Consider the following 19143-nt stretch of genomic DNA (forward strand, 5'->3'; position numbering starts at 1 on the left):
ATATTTATAGAGATAAAGTCATTGTACTACATATGAAATAAAAAGTAAACACCTGTTCGAACAACACGTTGCTGTTCACTACGTTCACAGTAACGCGCTTCGCGATGCACAGAAATCACGCATTCGCATGATTTCGCGCCGCACTTCCCGGGCTTTTTGTGAACAAAGTCCACAGTTAACTTCAAACACACTCTAAGATTTACTGTAAGAAAATGACTATTTCCAAAAACATACAGTAGTGCTATAATAGCAGTGTTTAGAATGTTAGGAGCAGACTCACTTTTTGTCTGTGACCTGACATTTTCCTATTATTTATATATTTGGAGGATTTATGCAAATTATAATTGTCGGGTGTGGAAAAGTTGGACGTACACTTGCAGAACAGCTTCAGGAAGAGGATACTGATATAACTTTGATCGATATCAATCCGGACAGGATTAATGCGATTACAGATGAAGTAGATGCTATGGGCGTTGTTGGAAATGGAGCAAGTATCAATACTCTTATGGAAGCGGGAATTGAGACAGCAGACATTCTTATCGCAGTTACTGTATCAGATGAGATGAACCTTCTGTGCTGTCTGATCGCCCAGAAGACTGGTCACTGCCACACAATTGCCCGTGTGCGTAATCCGATTTACAGTAAGGAGATCGGTTTTATCAAGGAGCGTCTGGGCGTAACCATGATCATCAACCCGGAACTGGCAGCGGCACAGGAGATTTCAAAACTTCTGCGTTTTCCATCCGCCATAAAGATCGATACTTTTGCCAGAGGCAAGGTAGAACTTCTGAAATTTAAAGTAATGCCTGAATTTGAACTGGATGGAAAGAGCATTCAGCAGATTACTGAGCACTTTCGCTGCGATATTCTTTTCTGCGCTATTGAGGGAAAAGATTATACTACCATTCCAGGCGGTACCAATGTGATCCGGAATGGAGATGTGATTTCTATTCTTGCTACCCCGCAAAATGCAGCAGCTTTCTTTAAAAAGATTGGCTTGAAGACCCATCAGGTAAAGAACACCGTGATCGTAGGAGGCGGAACTATTTCTTATTATCTTGCCAAGGCCCTGCTTGCCATGAAGATCAAAGTCAAGGTAATTGAGAAAGATAAGAACCGCTGTGAGTTCCTAAGCGAAGAACTTACAGATGCTACGATTATTAACGGTGACGGCACAGACCGTTCCCTTCTTCTGGAAGAGGGGCTGGAAAGTGCTGAGTCCTTTGTAACTTTGACTAATATGGATGAGGAGAATATTTTCCTTTCCCTTTTCGCAAAGACTATTTCGAATGCCAAGCTGGTTGCCAAGGTAAACAGACTTGCCTATGACGATATTATTGACAGTCTGGACATCGGAAGTGTTATTTACCCGAAATACATTACTGCAGATTATATTTTGCAGTATGTAAGAGCAACTCAGAATTCCATTGGAAGTAATGTGGAGACCTTGTATCACATTCTGGATGGAAAGGCAGAAGCCCTGGAATTTAAGATCTGTGATAATTCACCTATTGTAGGAAGGACATTGTCCGAACTGAATCTGAAGAAGAATCTTCTGGTTGGATGTCTTTACCGGGATGGCAGTGTGCGCATTCCCCGTGGACATGATGCCCTGGAAATTGGAGACAGAGTTGTAATTGTTACCACTAACAGAGGTCTTCGTGATATCAACGATATACTTGCAAAGTAAAGGAGTCCGGACATGAATTATTCCATGATATCTTATATTCTTGGCTGGATCTTCAATTTTGAAGCGGCATTTATGATTTTGCCAGGAATAACAGCAATCATTTACCGGGAAAAAAATGGTCTGGCATTTCTGATCACGATGCTGATCTGCCTGACAATCGGAATTCCGCTTACCAGGAGAAAAAGAAAAAGCAAAGTATTCCATGCCAAAGAGGGTGCTGTTACAGTTGCTCTCAGCTGGCTGGTACTCAGTATTGCAGGAGCCCTTCCTTTTATTATTTCAGGAAGTATTCCCCATCCTATAGATGCAATATTTGAGACTGTTTCCGGTTTTACCACGACTGGAGCCAGTATTTTGAGTGATGTGGAGGCTCTGTCTCACTGTATGCTGATCTGGAGAAGCTTTACCCACTGGATTGGCGGAATGGGAGTACTGGTATTTATTCTCTGCCTGCTGCCTCTTACCGGTGGATACCACATGAATCTGATGAAAGCAGAGAGCCCGGGACCGTCTGTCAGCAAATTGGTGCCGAAGGTACAGTCCACAGCCAAGATTTTGTATACCATATACATTATTCTGACTATTGTGGAGATCATTTTCCTTCTCATTGGAAAAATGCCTCTGTTTGATACATTGTGCCTTAGTTTTGGTACCGCAGGTACCGGTGGTTTTGGTATCAAAAATGACAGTATTGCAAGCTACAGCACGTATAATCAGGTGGTGATTACGGTCTTTATGATTCTTTTTGGAATCAACTTTAATGCCTATTATCTGCTTCTGACGAAGAAAGTAATGCAGGCAGCCAAGAATGAAGAGGTACGTTACTATCTGGGGATTATTGGCTTGGCCATTGTAGCTATCGCTATTAATACAAGAGAAATGTTCACAAGCTTTGGAAGAGCTTTCCAGCAGGCTGCTTTCCAGGTGGGATCCATCATTACGACTACTGGATATGCTACCACAGATTTCAATGTGTGGCCGGTATTTTCTAAGACTATTCTGGTTATCCTTATGTTTGTGGGAGCCTGTGCAGGAAGTACAGGCGGCGGTATCAAGGTATCCCGTCTTCTGATCCTGTGTAAATCTGCACGCAAGGAACTGCAGCTGTATCTGCACCCAAATGCAGTGAAGAAGATCAAGATGGATGATAAGGCGATTCCCCATGAGGTGGTGCGAGCTACAAACATGTTCCTGTTTGTGTACATTATGATTTTTGTTACTTCACTGTTGATTATAAGTCTGGACAATCTGGATATGGTTTCCAATTTCACCGCGATCGCAGCCACTTTGAATAATATAGGACCTGGGCTTGGAGCTGTGGGACCTACCGGGAACTTTAATACGTATTCTTATATTTCTAAGGGTGTTATGATCTTTGATATGCTGGCAGGAAGGCTTGAAGTATTCCCGCTGTTACTTTTGTTTAAGAGAGATACCTGGAGAAAGTTCTGAAAACTGACAAATAAAAAACTCCTCAAATTAACACGCTCTAAAGAATGTTAATTTGAGGAGTCTTTATTTGCGTAAGCAACGAACAGGAGCTTGTTTGGTTTTACTTGTCCATAGTATAAGGCTCATCTGCCGGATATCCTCCTGCCGCTTTCTGCATTCCACGCGGCAGTGCATCCTTGGAAGTACGCCAGTCCGCATCTTTATTGCGGTAATCAAACTTATCGCAGAACCAGTCCAGATCATCAGAAAGCCTTTGCATATTCTGCTCCATCATTGGGAAAAGGATAGCGTAAAAGGCTTTTTTCTCTTTATCAGATAAAGCACTTTCAGCTGTTTCAACCAGATCTCCGAAATGGGGAATGCAAAATCCCTTACAGGTTTCAAAAAGCGGGAGAAATTCCTGATTTTTTTTAAACAGTTCGAAAAAAGTATCCAGATATCTTGCATAGGTATCTTTATAAAAATTGCAGATATAGCAGGTATCTTCCTGTTCTTTTACCCATACGCCAAGAGAAGTCTTCGGTGCATCTGTATCTGTGTTTTCCTTCTTAAATCGGGAAAAAACGGAAGCCCTGGAAGGGGCGAAAATCCTGATTTGTTCATGAAGCTCTTTTGTTTTGTACTGAAAATGGGTTTTCAGGATCAGCCCTGCACCCAGACGGTTTCCGTAGTCATACATTTTCTTATAGTGGGTACGGCAAAAGCCCATTTTATCAGTTTCTGCCCGTACATCGTCTTCCATATAAGATGCGCCGGCACCTAAAACGAAATCCATGGCATGCTGTTCCAGCTGGCGCTCCACAAAACAGAAAGGGCATTCGTCCTCTGCTTTAAAAGCATCCATCAGGGGAATGGTATATAATTTTTCTTTCATCTGTAAGGTCTCCTTCAGGATTTTAATGTATAAGTCTATAATTTTTCAACATCTGCTCCATGGATAAATGCCTGCAAAATACAGTCTATCGTCCGATGAAGATAAGGACGGTATTCAGCAAGACAGACTGGCTGGGAGTGAAGAATACAGCTGTAACTTGTGGAACTTACCAGTTCAATAATGGTAAAAAGAAGCAGCTCCGGGGAATCATACTGTACATCAGATTGATCCAGAAGATTGAGATATTCCTGAAAAAATGGAAAATCATCGTCATCTGCCTGTTCCTGAAACGCATCCTTAAAAACTCCCCAGGACAGATTCTTGGAAATAAAGCCAAGCAGACTACTCTCAGTTTCCAGCCTGTCCAGAATATTATCTACAATAAAATGAAGCTGCGCAGTGAAACCGGTAATGTGGGAGGCTTCCAGAGCGACATGCGCCTCGGAAAAAAGTTCGCCGGCTTTGTGAGAGATCAACTTATTTCGAATATCATATTTATCTTTAAAATAGAGGTAAAAAGTTCCTTTGGCAACTCCTGCATTTTCCACAATATCGGAAATGGTTGTCTTGGCAAGCCCCTTAGTGGTAAAGAGTTCAAAGGCAGTGTTGTACAGAGCACTTTTCTTTCTTTTTTTATTTAACTCCAGTTTTCCCATGCCAGTTCCTCCTAAGCTTATGTCCGTCAGACATTCTATAAATAAAAGTTTACTGTCTCTCCCAGCAGCAATAAAAGCCGGTTGTTACAATTACAGCTTCACTATCTGAACTTTTCTTGATAATTATGGTGGTTTATTTCTATTTTAAACAAAAATGACCAAAAGTCAATATCAAAACAGGAAAAGATTTGGGTAAAAAGCAGATATTGACTACTGGTCAGTTTTGTTGTATAACTTTCATAGGCTAAGAGATGACTAACTGATGTCGGGAAAACAGATACGCTGCAGGACAGCGGGAGGAGTTTGCAGACGTCAGATATTTAACTAAGAATTAAGGAGTTGGCTAACATGAACCGAAATAAAAAGATTCTGAATGTTACAATGGCTGCCGGAATGGCTGCCGTCCTTGGAACTACACCGGTAATTGCTGCAGCCCAGGAAGCAGACAATGGAGTATCCAAGGAAGAAACCGTATATGTAAACGCCACTGCAGAAGGCGAAGTAAAAGACATCACCGTATCTGACTGGCTGAAGAATTCCGGATCAGCAGAGGGAGATGTATCCGATGTATCTGACCTGGAAGGAATCAAGAATGTAAAAGGTGATGAAACCTTTACCCAGGATGGTGACAAGGTTACATGGAATACAGACAGCAGTGATATTTACTATCAGGGAACTTCCAACAAGGAACTTCCGGTAGATATGAAGATCAAATATTATCTGGATGACCAGGAAATTACTCCAGAGGAACTTGCAGGCAAGAGTGGACATCTTCGTATGGAAGTTTCATATACAAACAAATCCAAAAAAACAGTAAAAGTTGATAAAAAAGACGTAGAAGTTTATTCTCCGTTTGTTATGGTAACCGGAATGATCCTTTCTTCCGATAATTTTTCCAATGTTACCATTGATAATGGAAAGGTGATTTCCGATGGCGACAAGGAAATGGTTGTAGGAGTTGCAGTTCCAGGTTTAAAGAATAGCCTGGATTTAAGCGATGACCTTTCCGATAAGATTGATATTCCGGAAGGCTTTACCATGGAAGCTGATGTTACAGACTGTACTATGGGAAATACTTTCACCATGGCAGTTACAGATCTGCTCAGCAGCCTGAATCTTGAAGATTCCGATGATCTGGATGAGCTTCAGGATTCCCTGGATGAGCTGGATGACGCAGCTGTGAAGCTGGTAGATGGATCCAAGGATCTTTTTGATGGTACTAAGGAGCTTTATGATGGAACGAAAGATCTCTATGATGGAACCGAAGATCTGAAAGACGGAACCAGCCAGCTTTATGATGGAGCCAAAGACCTGGATGACGGCGCTAAGACTCTGAAAGACGGAACCAGCCAGCTTTATGATGGAAGTAAAGACCTGGATGATGGAGCCAGCCAGCTTTATGACGGAGCTAAGACTCTTAATACTGGAGCCAGCCAGCTTTATTCCGGAACAACTTCTTTATATAGCGGAACAAAGACTCTGTACGATGGAACCAGAACTCTTTATGGCGGAGCCAATACACTGGCTTCCAGTTACAATGAATTTGATGCTGGTGTGGCAAGTGCCAAGACTGGTGCTTCCCAGTTAAACAGCGGTGCAAAAACATTGCAGAGCGGTATTTCCCAGTATACTGCAGGGGTAGATTCACTGGCTTCTGGTGTGAACAGCTACACAGAAGGTGTTGATACTGTAAACAGCAACATGGCAGAGTACAATAAAGGAATGAAATCCCTGACAGATGGTGTGAACAAATATGTGGCTGGTGGAAATCAGCTGGCAGACGGTGTAACCGCTTATGTAAATGGTGCAACTCAGCTGACTAACGGAGTAAGCACTTATGTAAGCGGTGCAAGTGCCCTGGCGCAGGGAACTAAGGACTATGTAAGTGGAACATCTGCACTGGTTGAAGGGGTAGGACAGCTGGCACCTGGAATCCAGCAGGCTTCAGAAGGAATCAGCGCTGCTTCCGCAAAACTTACAGAAATTGCCAAGAATGTAGCAGCTGCAAAGCCGGAAACAATGGTGAAGAGCCTGAATCAGTATGCAGATGGAGCTGATTCCCTGGCTGATGGTGTAACAGAATACGTTGGAAAAGTAGGTGAGGCTGCTTCTGGAGCAGCAAGTGTTGCAGAGGGGGCAAAGAGCCTGGCTGACGGTACAGCTGCTCTTGTTTCCGGTGCAACTCAGGTAAAAGACGGAATTGGAAAATTAAAAGAAGGAACAAGCTATTCAATCAGTCAGATCGGCGATAGTGCCTCTAAGACAATGAATGATTCCGCAGCAAGCATCCGTGAGGCAGCTGCCCAGATTGAGACTACGGTTACTGCACAGTCCGCAGGGGTATCTACAGATGCTGCCGCTGGTGCAATCAGTGCAACCCAGAGCTCTATGAGCAGTGCAATCGCAACTTTGCAGGGAGCACTTGGAACAGAGGGACTTGACGAAGGAACTGCAGCAGCTATTAATTCTGCAATCGAGCAGTTAAATGCAGGTCTTGGAAATGCTTCTGCAGCTCAGGGTGAGCTGGGTAACATTCAGGCTCAGTCACAGGTAGCTGTCCAGGCTGAGACAAACGGAAGCAGTGTTCAGGAATCCTTAAATGCGATTGCGTCCACCCTGGAAGGTGCAGCTGGCAGTATTTCAGAAGCAGCATCAGCGAGCTCTTCAACTTTAGCTGGTGAAGCAGATAAACTGATTGCAGGTGCAGCTTCTGTTGAATCAGGAGCCCAGACCGCAAATGCAGGAGCCGCACAGCTGAGCACAGGTGCTGATTCCCTGAACAGTGGAATGGCACAGCTGAAGGAAACAGGTGAAGGTCAGTTATCTACAGGAGCATCAAATCTGAAAGCAGCCGGAACACAGGTAAGAGAGAGTCTGACAGCAGTAAGCAGTCTGGTTGCAGGACTTGGAGATCTTTCTTCCATGACAGATTCTGTGAATCAGTTAGCAGAAGGTGCAAAACAGATTTCTGAAGGAAATGAGAAGCTTCAGGCTGGTTATAAACAGTTACAGGATACCAAGGCTGCTGAGACACTTACAAGCGGAGCAGATCAGCTCCTTAATAGTGAGAAGACTATTACAGATGGAATCAATACCCTTCAGGGCAAGGATAATGCCAACGCAACAGCACTTCTCAATGGCGCAAGTACATTAAAGAGTGCAAAGGAGAGCCTTGATGCAGGTATCAGTTCAATCAGCAAAGCAACCGGCAAGCTGGTAACTGGTGTTGGTCAGATTGCCGCAAATAGTGTGGCACTGAGAAGCGGAGCATCTCAGCTGACAGCAAGCAGTGATACCCTGAACAGTGGAGCATCCCAGCTGACAGCAGGAACCAAGAGCCTTGTAAGCGGAGCAGGTACATTAGTAGCAGCCAGTGGACAGGTAAAATCCGGTATTGCACAGTTAAAGAACGGTGCTGCAGATCTGAGAAGCGGAGCTTCCCAGTTAAGAAGCGGTGCAAACAGTGTTAATAATGGAACTCGTGAATTGAAGAGTGGTACATCTTCTTTAGTAAGCGGAACAAAAGATCTGAAAGACGGAACCAAGACTTTGAAAGATGGAGCTAAGGATTTGAATGACGGAGCTAAGACTCTGAAAGACGGAACAAGCAGTCTGAAAGATGGAGCTAAGACCCTGGATGATGGAGCAAAAGACCTGAAGGATGGGGCAAAAGATCTGAAAGACGGAGCTAAGACTCTGAAGGACGGAGCAAAAGATCTGAAAGACGGTGAGAAAGAGTTCTATGATGATGGTATCAAGAAACTGAAAGATACTATGGAAGAGGATTTCCAGAGTGTTCTGGATCGTCTGGAAGCACTCCAGTCTGATGATGCAGCTTATACATCTTTCACAGGAAAAGATGATTCCATGAGCGGCAACGTGAAGTTCATTATTGAGACAGAAGGCTTTGATGATGGCAGCGAAGACTGATCTTAAGCAGGTCAGATATAAATTTCTATAAGGAACAAGAGAAGGGCAGGAGAGTATCCTGCTCTTTTCTATTACGGGATAAATTCTGCAGCCGGTTACTGTTCGCTCAGTGACCAGTAACGCGCTTCGCGATGCACAGAAAGACGAACCTTCTTGTGACAAGCACAAGAAGTAGCGTTTGCTGCGCAAACTTAATTCTCGGGTTTTCTGTGAACTTTGTTCACAAAAAACACCTCGCGGAATGTTACCAGTGAACAGTAACTGCAGCCGTTACCGGTCACAGAGTAACAGCACCTTTGGGTTGCACCTGCAAAAAGAGTCTGCTATAATGAAAAACAATTAAGGAAATAAAAGAGTTTATATAAAAATGAACAGAAAAAGGTGATAAAGTGGATATTGCGAAAAAGAAAAAAGCAAGTATCCGGTCAGGAAAGAAAAAGGCAGGTCCTGGCTATAAGACCAAGATCAAAATGAAAAAAGCGAAATCAGATTACTATGATTTTAATCTGGTCGCAGTAATCATATTGATCATGTGCTTTGGCCTGATCATGCTTTACAGTACAAGCTCTTATATGGCGCAGATTAATGAAGGCGACGACATGTTCTACTTCAAGAAGCAGGCAATGTACAGTATTGGCTGTCTTGTGCTGGCAATTATAGTGTCCTATTTTGATTATCATATTCTGGCGAAATTTCCGTTTGTGATCTATGTAGCAGCCGCTTTTCTCATGGTGCTGGTAAAGACTCCCCTGGGAGTCACCTCTCATGGAGCGAGAAGATGGCTGAAGCTTGGGGTACAGTTTCAGCCGGCAGAGATTGCAAAGATTGCAGTGATCATCACATTGTCCTATCTGATCGTCAAAATGGGAAAGAGAGTGGAAACCTTGAAAGCTACTATGGTACTTCTGGGAATGGGCGGCATTCAGGCCCTGTTTGCATATGTGTTTACGGATAACCTGAGTACTGCTATGATTATTTTTGGGATTACCGTAGGTCTGGTGTTTATTGCACATCCAAAAACAAAACCATTTGTTATTCTTGCAGTTGTTGCAGTTATTCTGGTGGCAATCCTGGTATACAGTCTTTCTCATATGGATCAGAGCTCTAACTTCCGTTTACGTCGTATTCAGGTATGGCTTCATCCGGAGGATTATGCAAGCGGAGATGGCTATCAGACCCTGCAGGCTTTGTATGCAATTGGTTCAGGAGGTTTCTTTGGCAGAGGTCTTGGAAACAGTATCCAGAAGCTTGGAAGTGTGCCTGAGGCACAGAATGACATGATATTTTCTATTATTTGTGAAGAACTTGGGATTTTTGGCGCGATCATGGTTTTGGCGTTGTTTGGTTATCTGCTGTACAGATTATTTTTTATTGCACAGAATGCACCGGATATGTTTGGCTCCCTGCTTGTGAGCGGTGTTTTTGTACATATCGCTTTGCAGGTTATTATGAACGTGGCTGTAGTGCTGAACATCATGCCAAACACAGGTGTCACATTGCCATTTATCAGCTATGGAGGTACCTCCATTTTGTTCTTGATGGCAGAGATGGGACTGGCCTTAAGTGTGGCCAGACAGATTAAATTCCAGGAGCCGGAATTTATCCTATAATTCTCTTGACAAATGAGCCAGCAGATTATATACTTTCCGCAGTGTATGACATACGGCTGATGGAAGCCGGTTTTCGAGATATTTATTAAAGGAGAATGAGCAATGTTAGAAAAGATGAGTGAAATGATCGCAGAGCAGCTTAACTGCGACGCAGAGACAATTACAGCAGATACTTCTTTCAAGGATGACCTGGGAGCAGATTCCCTTGACCTCTTCGAGCTTGTTATGGCTCTGGAAGATGAGTACAACATCGAGATTCCGGCAGAAGAGCTTACAGAGCTGAACACAGTTGGTGATGTAATCGACTATCTGAGAGATAAAGGAATCGATGCTTAATTTTTTTCGCAGATGATGATCTCCCGCTACTGTTCACTGGTAACATTCCGCGAGGTGTTTCTGTGAACAAAGTTCACAGAAAACCCGAGAATTAAGTTTGCGCAGCAAACGCTACTTCTTGTGCTTGTCACAAGAAGGTTCGTCTTTCTGTGCATCGCGAAGCGCGTTACGGTGAACGGAGTGAACGTAACGATCTCCCTGAGGCTGGGCTTCAGGGGGATTTTTTCTATAGACATTTTGAATGGATTAGGTATATAATGTGAAAAGGCAGTTGCCATCACGGAATGGCAGCAGAAGATAAGAAAGAATAAACAGGGAGAATAGAGAAGACATGACTAAGATCAGAACCAGATTTGCACCAAGCCCTACAGGCAGAATGCATGTTGGAAATTTACGTACTGCGTTATACGCATATCTTATTACAAAGCATGAAGGCGGAGATTTTATTCTCCGTATTGAGGATACAGACCAGGAGCGCTATGTAGAGGGCGCTGTAGATATTATTTATCGTACTATGGAGAAGACTGGTCTTATTCATGACGAAGGTCCGGATAAGGACGGTGGATATGGCCCATATGTACAGAGCGAGCGCCAGGCACAGGGGATTTACATGAAATATGCCAAACAGCTTGTAGACCAGGGCGATGCATACTACTGCTTCTGCCAGAAGGAAGAATTAGAGAGCATGAAGCGTGTGGTAGCAGGCAAGGAGATTTCCATTTATGACAAACGCTGTCTGAAGCTTTCCAAGGAAGAAGTTCAGCGCCGTCTGGATGCCGGAGAGCCACATGTAATCCGTTTTAACATGCCTACAGAGGGAACTACCACTTTCCATGATGTAATTTACGGAGATATTACAGTAAACAATGAGGAACTTGAGGATTTGATCCTGATCAAATCTGACGGATATCCGACTTATAATTTTGCTAACGTTGTAGACGATCATCTTATGGGAATCACACATGTGGTACGAGGCAATGAATATCTTTCCTCTTCCCCTAAATACAACCGTATCTATGAGGCATTTGGATGGGATATTCCGGTTTATGTACATTGTCCACTGATCACGGATGAAACTCACGCCAAATTGTCCAAACGTTCCGGACATTCCTCCTATGAGGACCTTCTGGATCAGGGATTTGTTTCCGAGGCAATTGTAAATTATGTTGCACTTCTGGGATGGAGTCCGGCAGATAATAACGAGATCTTCAGCCTCAGGGAACTGGTTGAAAAATTTGATTATCATCACATTAATAAATCTCCGGCTGTATTTGATATCAACAAGCTTCGCTGGATGAATGGCGAGTATATTAAGAAAATGGATCCGGAAGTATTTTATGAGAGAGCACTTCCATACATGAAGGAAGTTCTGAAGGGAGACTTTAACTTTAAGAAAATTGCAGGAATGGTTCAGACCAGAATCGAAACTTTCCCTGACATTCCGGCATTGATCGATTTCTTCCAGGAAGTTCCGGAGTATGATGCATCTATGTACTGCCATAAGAAAATGAAAACAAACGAAGAGACTTCTCTTACAGTTCTGAAGGAAGTTCTTCCGTTTCTGGAGGCTCAGGAGGATTACACCAATGATCCGCTGTTCGCTTCCTTAAGTGAATTTGTCAAGGAGAAAGGTTACAAGAACGGCTATGTAATGTGGCCTCTTCGTACAGCTGTTTCAGGCAAGCAGATGACACCGGCAGGCGCTACCGAGATCATGGAGATCATTGGCAAGGATGAGACAATCCGCCGTGTGAAAGCTGCAATCGAGAAGCTTGAGAATCTGTAATGAAGAATCTGTCTCAATTATGAAGAAAAATCCATCTCAATTAAGGGCAATCGCCCACCTGTCAGGACCTATGATGGTTCTGGCAGGCCCCGGTTCGGGGAAAACTTCAGTGATCGTTGAAAGAACTGCATATATGACTGGTGAGGGGGAAATACCGGCGTCCTCTGTTCTTGTTGTAACCTTTTCCCGGGCTGCAGCAAAAGAGATGAGAGAGCGTTTTCTGAAGTTTACCGGACAGACCTCCACGGCTGTTACCTTCGGAACCTTTCACGGTGTTTTTTACGGAATCCTGAAGCAGGCTTATGGACTTGGTGCCGGCAATATTTTGTCAGAAGAAGAAAAATATGCCATTTTAAAAGAAATGACTCTGGAATTTGGTCAGGAACTGGCTCAGGAGGGAGATTTCCAGGAGGATGTGGCAAAGGAAATCAGCGTGGTAAAAGGGGGGAGGATTTCCCTGGATCACTATTATTCTTCCTGCTGCCCGGATGAGGTATTCCGCCAGATTTATAATGGGTATCAGAAGGCTTTGCGCCAGAGAAGAAAACTGGATTTCGATGACATGCTTCTTTGCTGCTATGAACTTTTTGTCAAGAGAAAAGATATTCTGGCGGCATGGCAAAACAAATTCCAATACATTATGGTAGATGAATTTCAGGATATCAACCATCTCCAGTATGATATTGTTAGGATGCTGGCAAAGCCCAGGGATAACCTGTTCATAGTGGGAGACGATGATCAGTCTATCTATCATTTTCGTGGCGCCAAGCCAGAGATCATGCTGAACTTTACCAAAGATTATCCTAAGGCAGAAACGGTTCTTTTGGACATTAATTATCGTTGTACGAAAAATGTACTTCAGGCAGCCATGAATGTGGTGGGCTGCAATCAGATCCGCTTTAAGAAGAGGCTGTCTACGCCAAATGAGCATGGAAAACCTGTGAAAGTGATGGAATTTGACAATCCAAGAGAAGAGTATGTGAAGATTGCCGCCTTTTTGAAGAAGCGGCTGGAGGCAGGAGAGAATCTGGAGGATACTGCAGTGCTTTTTCGCACCAATCAGGAGGCAGAGGGGCTTGTTGGAGCGCTGATGGAGTACCAGATTCCTTTTACCATGAAAGAACAGCTGCCCAATCTGTTCCGGCATTGGATCAGCAGAAACCTGATGGCATATCTGAAAATGGCAGCAGGAGACAGGACGCGAAAGCTTTTCCTGGAAATCATGAACCGCCCCAACCGGTATATAGCAAGGGATGCCCTGACTCAGACCACAATCTCATTTTCTGCACTGAGAGATTTCTATAAAGATAAAGACTGGATGTGCGACAGGATTACCACACTGGAAACACATCTTCGTATTCTTTCCACTTTAGCACCCTATGCTGCAGTGAATTTTATCCGAAAAGGAATGGGCTACGAGCAGTATCTGATTGAATATGCCCAGTATCGTAAAATTCGTCCAGAGGAGCTCCTTGAGGTCCTTGACCGCATACAGGAAAGTGCCAAAGGCATGAAAACCCTGGAAGAGTGGGAAAACTACATAGAGGATTACACAAAGAAACTGGCCGAACAGGCGAAAAAACAGGAGACGAAAAGGGAAGGGATTGTAATTTCCACCCTTCATGCGGTAAAAGGGCTGGAATACGATAAAGTTTATATTATGAATGTAAACGAAGGGAGCATTCCCTATAAAAAAGCTGTTCTGGCAGAGTCCTTGGAAGAAGAACGCCGGCTTTTTTATGTAGGCATGACCCGGGCGAAGAAAGAACTTATGCTCTGTTATGTGCGCCGTCAGTACGATAAAGAGCGTGACCCTTCACGGTTTCTGGAAGAAACCGGGCTGTTCTAATTTCCTCTTGTAAACGTAAACCTGATAAAGTATAATGATGTCTGTTGTGAAATTATAACAAAAAAAGAGGTAACTATTCAGGAGACAGTATTCCGCGAGGTTGTTTTTGTGAACACAGTTCACAGAAAGCCCGGGAATTGCGGCGTGAAATCATGGAAAGCATGATTTTTTGTGTATCGCGAAGCATGCAATTGTAAAGCATGTAATTGTGAAGGTACGGAACAGTTACCAAAAGAGTACTATTGCGGAAGCAGTGCAGATAAATGAAGAAAAAGATGAAATGGAGAAACCGCATTTTCTGGCTCAGGATCCTGATCATGGTTCTGGTCATTGTGGGATCTTATCTGGCATATGCCTTTATATACAGAGGCAGAAATGAGCCGCCCACCAAGAGGAAAACCACCAATCAGGAAGCGGCTTACTATACGCTTCGTGGACAGATCCAGATGCTTTCCCAGAAAGAAGAGCTGATGGCATTTGCCTTTGAAGACAGGAAAAAAGAGCGGGAATATGGAACCTATATTATTCCCGGTCTGAAAGCAACACAAACCCTTCTTACCAGTGAAGGTGATATGCCGGCCATGTGTACCACTATGACACCGCAGGGTTTGGCAGTAACAGAGGATTATGTTTTTGTAAGTGCCTATTGTCATGCGAAAAAGCATAATTCTGTGATCTATATGATCAACAAAGAATCGCACCGTTTTATAAAAGAAATTATTTTGCCCGGACAGCCACATGTTGGCGGTCTGGCGTATGACAGTGAACATCAGATTCTATGGTATTCTTCAAATACGCAGGAACTTGCCCAGGCAGTGAGTCTTACCATGGAATCCATTGAAAATTATGACTATGATGCGGGTAGGCATCCTATCGCGACCAACCAGATAGCCAGCCTTTACGGAATCGTCCGTGATTCCTTTATGACCTTTTATGATGGGTGTCTGTACGTTGGCTGCTTTACAAAATATACAGACAGTGCAATTGCAAGATATGCAGTAGATGATCAGGGAAACCTGATAAATACTATGGATGAAGGTCTGGGAATGAACTTTGGGATGGCAGTTCCCCTTGATTATTCCACCATTTCCGAACAGGCACAGGGAATGGCTTTTTATAACGACAAGCTTCTTTTGTCTCATTCCTTTGGAATTCTGCCTTCCAGAGTGGTATTTTATGAGAAATCCGATAAAAGGCTTTATGTAGATGAAAATTCTGCTGTCAGCTATCGGTTTCCGGAACGGATCGAACAGATTTTTGTGGATGGGGATGACTTGTACGTGCTGTTTGAATCCGCTGCCTATGCATATAGTTCAGCGTCTGTGAATATTGTGGACAGGGTTTTAAAACTGAGCCTTCCCAGAATGGAAGAATACCAGCAGAGCATACAGAGTAATGTGAGCCAGTATTAGAAGGATTTTTCAAACACGCTCTAGAGCCTGTAAATCTGGTGGATTTATTTAAGAATGAATCCGGGATTGTCCACATATATTAAAATTGAGAGGTGATACAACATAGAAGCAGAGCAGATTCAGAACCTGTTTGCGGGCAATATCCGCAGACTGTTGATGAATGCAAACCTTGATTATGACAAAATATATGAGATACGGTTAAGAGTAGGACGACCGCTGTTCTACACCTATGACGGAGGTGAGGGTTTCCTTACCGACCATGATGGCAAATACGTGGTGACAAGGGAAGATCTGAAGGAAACCATGGAATATATAAGTGGTTATTCCCTTTATTCCTATGAAGATGAAATGCGCCAGGGGTTTCTTACTGTTCAGGGAGGTCATCGGGTAGGTGTTACCGGAAAGGTGATTCTTGACGGCAATGAGATCCAGGGAATGAAATATATTTCCTGTATCAATGTACGTCTGGCTCACGAAGTGGTAGGATGCGCAGACCAGGTGATGCCCTATATCCGCAAAAAAGACTGGGTAGCTCATACTTTGATCGTTTCTCCGCCAAGAGGTGGGAAAACAACCCTGCTCCGGGATATTATCCGTCAGCTGAGCAACGGTGAGGAAAAGAAAAAAATGCCGGGGGTAACGGTTGGCGTTGTAGATGAGAGAAGTGAGCTTGCCGGTTCTTATCAGGGAGTTCCACAGAATGACCTTGGCATGCGTACGGATGTGCTGGACGGCTGTCCAAAGGCAGAAGGGATGGAAATGCTGATCCGTTCTATGTCTCCGGCAGTTGTGGCCGTAGATGAACTGGGACGGAAAGAAGACTTTAAAGCTGTGGAATCTGTGATTCACAGTGGATGTAAAGTAATCGCCACCGCTCATGGAAATTCCATTGAGGACGTGATCCATCAGCCTTATTTTGAAAGGCTGGTGAGAAGAAGAGTGTTTGAACGGTATATTTTCCTGGACAAGGGAGAACATGCGGGAACCATACTTGGAATTTATGACAGAAACGGGAGGCCTTGTTGAAAACAGCAGGAATCATTCTGATCCTTTTTTCCGGAACAGGTCTTGGGTTGTGTAAAAGCATGGAATTGACAGCCAGACTGAAAATTCTGGAAAAACTGGCTCAGCTTCTTCTGTTACTGAAAGGGGAAATCCGCTGCACAGGGGCGACGTTGGAAGATGCCTTTCTTGATGCTGCAGCAAAAATGCCAGGAGAGTACAGGCTTTTTCTCAAAGAAACTGCAGGATGGCTTCAGCAGCGGCCTGGAATTACCTTTGATGAGATTTTCAGGGAATGCGCGGCAAGACTGCTTCCCCTTTACAAACTTTCAGAGGAAGAGCGGGAAAGCTTTCTTTCTCTGGGTGAAAAACTGGGATATCTGGACAGGGAAATGCAGGTGGCACAGCTGACACTTCTGGAGGAGGAGCTAGGCTATAGGATAAAGACTCTGAAAAGTGCTATGCCAAAGCAGCAGAAAACATATCAGAGCATGGGAATTCTGGGCGGAATTCTGCTGGCAGTCTTGTTGTGGTAATTTCATATAATATCTGGAAAAATTGCCTGGAAAACGGTTATGTAAGGCAGATAACGGTAAGAAAGGAGGCCCCCTTGGAAGTCAGTATTATTTTTAAAATAGCTGCTGTGGGGATTCTGGTCTCCGTGCTTTCTCAGGTTCTGAAACACAGCGGCAGAGAGGAACAGGCTTTTTTAGTCAGCCTGGCAGGTCTCCTTGTGGTACTCTTCTGGATTGTACCATATATTTATGAGTTGTTTGACAGCATAAAAAAATTATTTGAATTGTGATCTGATTCACCAATATCCTGTCACCTGTGTTCAGGAGGTGGAAAATGGACATTATAAAGATTTCGTTACTAGGCGTATGCGGTGTTATTCTTGGATTTCTTATGAAAGGAACCAAACCGGAATACGCCTGTTTTATTACAGTTGGAATTGGTCTTGTGATCATGGGACTTGCTGTGGGGAAAATTTATTACCTGTTTGAATCTCTGGGGAAAATCCAGGAGACACTTCCAGTGGACACGGAATATATTTCCACACTGGTAAAAATGATCGGAATTACCTACATCGGTCAGTTTGCCTCCGGAATCTGTAAAGATGCAGGCTACAGCACAACAGCGGCGCAGATTGAGCTGTTCTGTAAATTGTCGGTGATGGTTCTGAGCATGCCGGTGCTTATGGCACTTCTGAAGACGATTCAGGAGTTCATGGTATGAGGGGCTGGAGAAAAAAACAAAAATGGCAGGTAATTGCTGCATTGTTGTTTGCAGTATGGATTCTGATGGGAACCAGAAAAATAAATGTAAACGCAGAGAACATGGAAGCAGAGAGTTTTACAGGTGAAACAGCAGTCGAAACAGAGGAAGAGACAACGGAGAAAACGGTAACAGCAGGTATTGGCTATCGTGCAGCTTCCGCTGATTCTGAGGGCATTACGGAGCAGCTGGTTTCTGACATGTCTTTCGAACAGGTACAAACTTTAATGGATGAAATGCTGGGAGAGGACAGCTTCTCCATAGGAACAGCATTAAAAAACATGATAAACGGCGAAACAGTATTTTCAAAAGAGGCGGTGCAGCAATTTCTGCGCAGCCTCTTTTTTGAACGGCTGGAAAAAGAACGGGCTAATTTTTTTCGCATTCTTCTCCTGGTGCTGGCAGCTGCTGTTTTTTCAAATTTTGCAGAGGTATTTGAAAACAGCCAGATTGGAGAGGTAAGTTTTTACATGGTATATCTTTTATTATTTACCATTCTGATGAACAGCTATCAGCAGCTTGGAGTTTCTCTTGGAAAACAGCTGGAATGGATGACTCAGTTTATGAAAGGCCTGGCACCTGCTTATTTCGTGGCAGTTTCAGCAGCATCAGGAGCTGTCACGGCTTCTGTATTTTATCAGGGGGTTCTTCTTCTGGTGTGGCTGGTGGAATGGCTTCTTCTCACTTTGATTCTGCCAGGGGCTAATCTGTATGTTCTTCTTTGTATGGTGAACCATCTTTCCAAAGAGGATATGTTAAGCAAGATGGCAGAACTTCTGGAAACTATGATCAACTGGAGCCTGAAAACCATGCTTGGGGCTGTCCTTGGGCTTCAGGCGGTACGAGGACTGGTTGCGCCTGCCATGGATGCCATCAAACGAACTGCCCTGGGCAGAACTGCCGGAGCGATTCCGGCTGTGGGAAATGCCGTAAATGCGGTAACAGAATTGATTCTGGCAGGGGCACTGCTTGTGAAAAACTGTCTTGGAGCAATGGCGGTGGTGGTTCTGCTTCTTGCAGGAGCCGGACCTGTGATTCATTATGGTCTCCTATCTCTTAGCTTTCGCTTCCTTGGTGCAGTGGCACAGCCTGTATCAGACAAACGAATCGTAGGCTGCCTTGGCACAATGGGAGAAGGCTGTGCCCTGCTTCTGCGGATCATGCTGACTGCGGAAATTCTGTGTGTGCTTACCTTTATAGTTCTCATGGCGTCTGTAGGCGGATAAAAGTAACAGTAAGCGGAAATGAACCATAATAACCTGAGCATATGA

At 43.9% G+C, this 19143-nt stretch carries 15 protein-coding genes; 13 read left to right on the plus strand and 2 right to left on the minus strand.

Annotated features, from left to right (window positions below; translation table 11 throughout):
- Positions 1 to 331 precede the first annotated feature (331 nt).
- The gene (gene trkA / locus AB5618_RS09780) at positions 332 to 1690 is read left to right on the plus strand and encodes a Trk system potassium transporter TrkA (protein WP_195477929.1); all 1359 of its coding nucleotides are present in this window, start codon (positions 332 to 334) and stop codon (positions 1688 to 1690) included.
- A gap of 12 nt (positions 1691 to 1702) precedes the next feature.
- Entirely contained in the window at positions 1703 to 3142 is a 1440-nt protein-coding gene (locus tag AB5618_RS09785) for a TrkH family potassium uptake protein (protein WP_195379669.1), read from the plus strand.
- A 100-nt stretch (positions 3143 to 3242) separates the two neighbouring features.
- Here AB5618_RS09785 and AB5618_RS09790 read toward each other — a convergent pair whose 3' ends face one another.
- Complete coding sequence (locus tag AB5618_RS09790) at positions 3243 to 4016, minus strand: DUF6062 family protein (RefSeq protein WP_368366715.1); 774 nt, start codon at positions 4014 to 4016, stop codon at positions 3243 to 3245.
- A gap of 35 nt (positions 4017 to 4051) precedes the next feature.
- On the minus strand, positions 4052 to 4672 hold the full coding sequence (locus AB5618_RS09795; RefSeq protein WP_368366716.1) for a TetR/AcrR family transcriptional regulator: 621 nt from the start codon (positions 4670 to 4672) through the stop codon (positions 4052 to 4054).
- Between the two features lie 348 nt (positions 4673 to 5020).
- On the opposite strand from AB5618_RS09795, the gene AB5618_RS09800 reads away from it, so the two are divergent.
- The 11 genes from AB5618_RS09800 (at position 5021) to AB5618_RS09850 (ending at position 19098) form a co-directional block, all read left to right on the plus strand.
- Complete coding sequence (locus tag AB5618_RS09800) at positions 5021 to 8602, plus strand: hypothetical protein (protein WP_368366717.1); 3582 nt, start codon at positions 5021 to 5023, stop codon at positions 8600 to 8602.
- A gap of 389 nt (positions 8603 to 8991) precedes the next feature.
- Positions 8992 to 10212: an FtsW/RodA/SpoVE family cell cycle protein gene (locus AB5618_RS09805; RefSeq protein WP_330589330.1), complete on the plus strand. Its 1221-nt coding sequence runs from the start codon at positions 8992 to 8994 to the stop codon at positions 10210 to 10212.
- Positions 10213 to 10314: 102 nt separating this feature from the next.
- Positions 10315 to 10548 (plus strand): acyl carrier protein, encoded by a 234-nt coding sequence (acpP, locus tag AB5618_RS09810; RefSeq protein WP_021924300.1) that lies wholly within the window; start codon positions 10315 to 10317, stop codon positions 10546 to 10548.
- A gap of 331 nt (positions 10549 to 10879) precedes the next feature.
- Positions 10880 to 12334: a glutamate--tRNA ligase gene (gltX, locus tag AB5618_RS09815; protein ID WP_148462532.1), complete on the plus strand. Its 1455-nt coding sequence runs from the start codon at positions 10880 to 10882 to the stop codon at positions 12332 to 12334.
- Positions 12335 to 12353: 19 nt separating this feature from the next.
- On the plus strand, positions 12354 to 14183 hold the full coding sequence (locus AB5618_RS09820) for an ATP-dependent helicase (RefSeq protein ID WP_173773260.1): 1830 nt from the start codon (positions 12354 to 12356) through the stop codon (positions 14181 to 14183).
- Positions 14184 to 14446: 263 nt separating this feature from the next.
- Positions 14447 to 15595: a hypothetical protein gene (locus AB5618_RS09825; protein WP_187565768.1), complete on the plus strand. Its 1149-nt coding sequence runs from the start codon at positions 14447 to 14449 to the stop codon at positions 15593 to 15595.
- A 117-nt stretch (positions 15596 to 15712) separates the two neighbouring features.
- A complete protein-coding gene (gene spoIIIAA / locus AB5618_RS09830; protein WP_330382709.1) occupies positions 15713 to 16621 on the plus strand; it encodes a stage III sporulation protein AA in 909 nt (302 codons plus the stop codon).
- Positions 16618 to 17133: a stage III sporulation protein AB gene (locus AB5618_RS09835; protein WP_233456011.1), complete on the plus strand. Its 516-nt coding sequence runs from the start codon at positions 16618 to 16620 to the stop codon at positions 17131 to 17133. The genes spoIIIAA and AB5618_RS09835 overlap by 4 nt, the downstream gene beginning before the upstream one ends.
- Before the next feature lie 74 nt (positions 17134 to 17207).
- Positions 17208 to 17402: a stage III sporulation protein AC gene (gene spoIIIAC, locus AB5618_RS09840; protein ID WP_021924294.1), complete on the plus strand. Its 195-nt coding sequence runs from the start codon at positions 17208 to 17210 to the stop codon at positions 17400 to 17402.
- A 44-nt stretch (positions 17403 to 17446) separates the two neighbouring features.
- Entirely contained in the window at positions 17447 to 17833 is a 387-nt protein-coding gene (locus AB5618_RS09845; RefSeq protein ID WP_118581049.1) for a SpoIIIAC/SpoIIIAD family protein, read from the plus strand.
- Complete coding sequence (locus tag AB5618_RS09850; protein ID WP_173773258.1) at positions 17830 to 19098, plus strand: stage III sporulation protein AE; 1269 nt, start codon at positions 17830 to 17832, stop codon at positions 19096 to 19098. The genes AB5618_RS09845 and AB5618_RS09850 overlap by 4 nt, the downstream gene beginning before the upstream one ends.
- Positions 19099 to 19143: the final 45 nt, after the last annotated feature.

Source organism: Ruminococcus sp. J1101004sp1_RTP21198st1_B9_RTP21198_201120 (assembly GCF_040924245.1).
Lineage (GTDB): Bacteria > Bacillota > Clostridia > Lachnospirales > Lachnospiraceae > Blautia_A > Blautia_A faecis.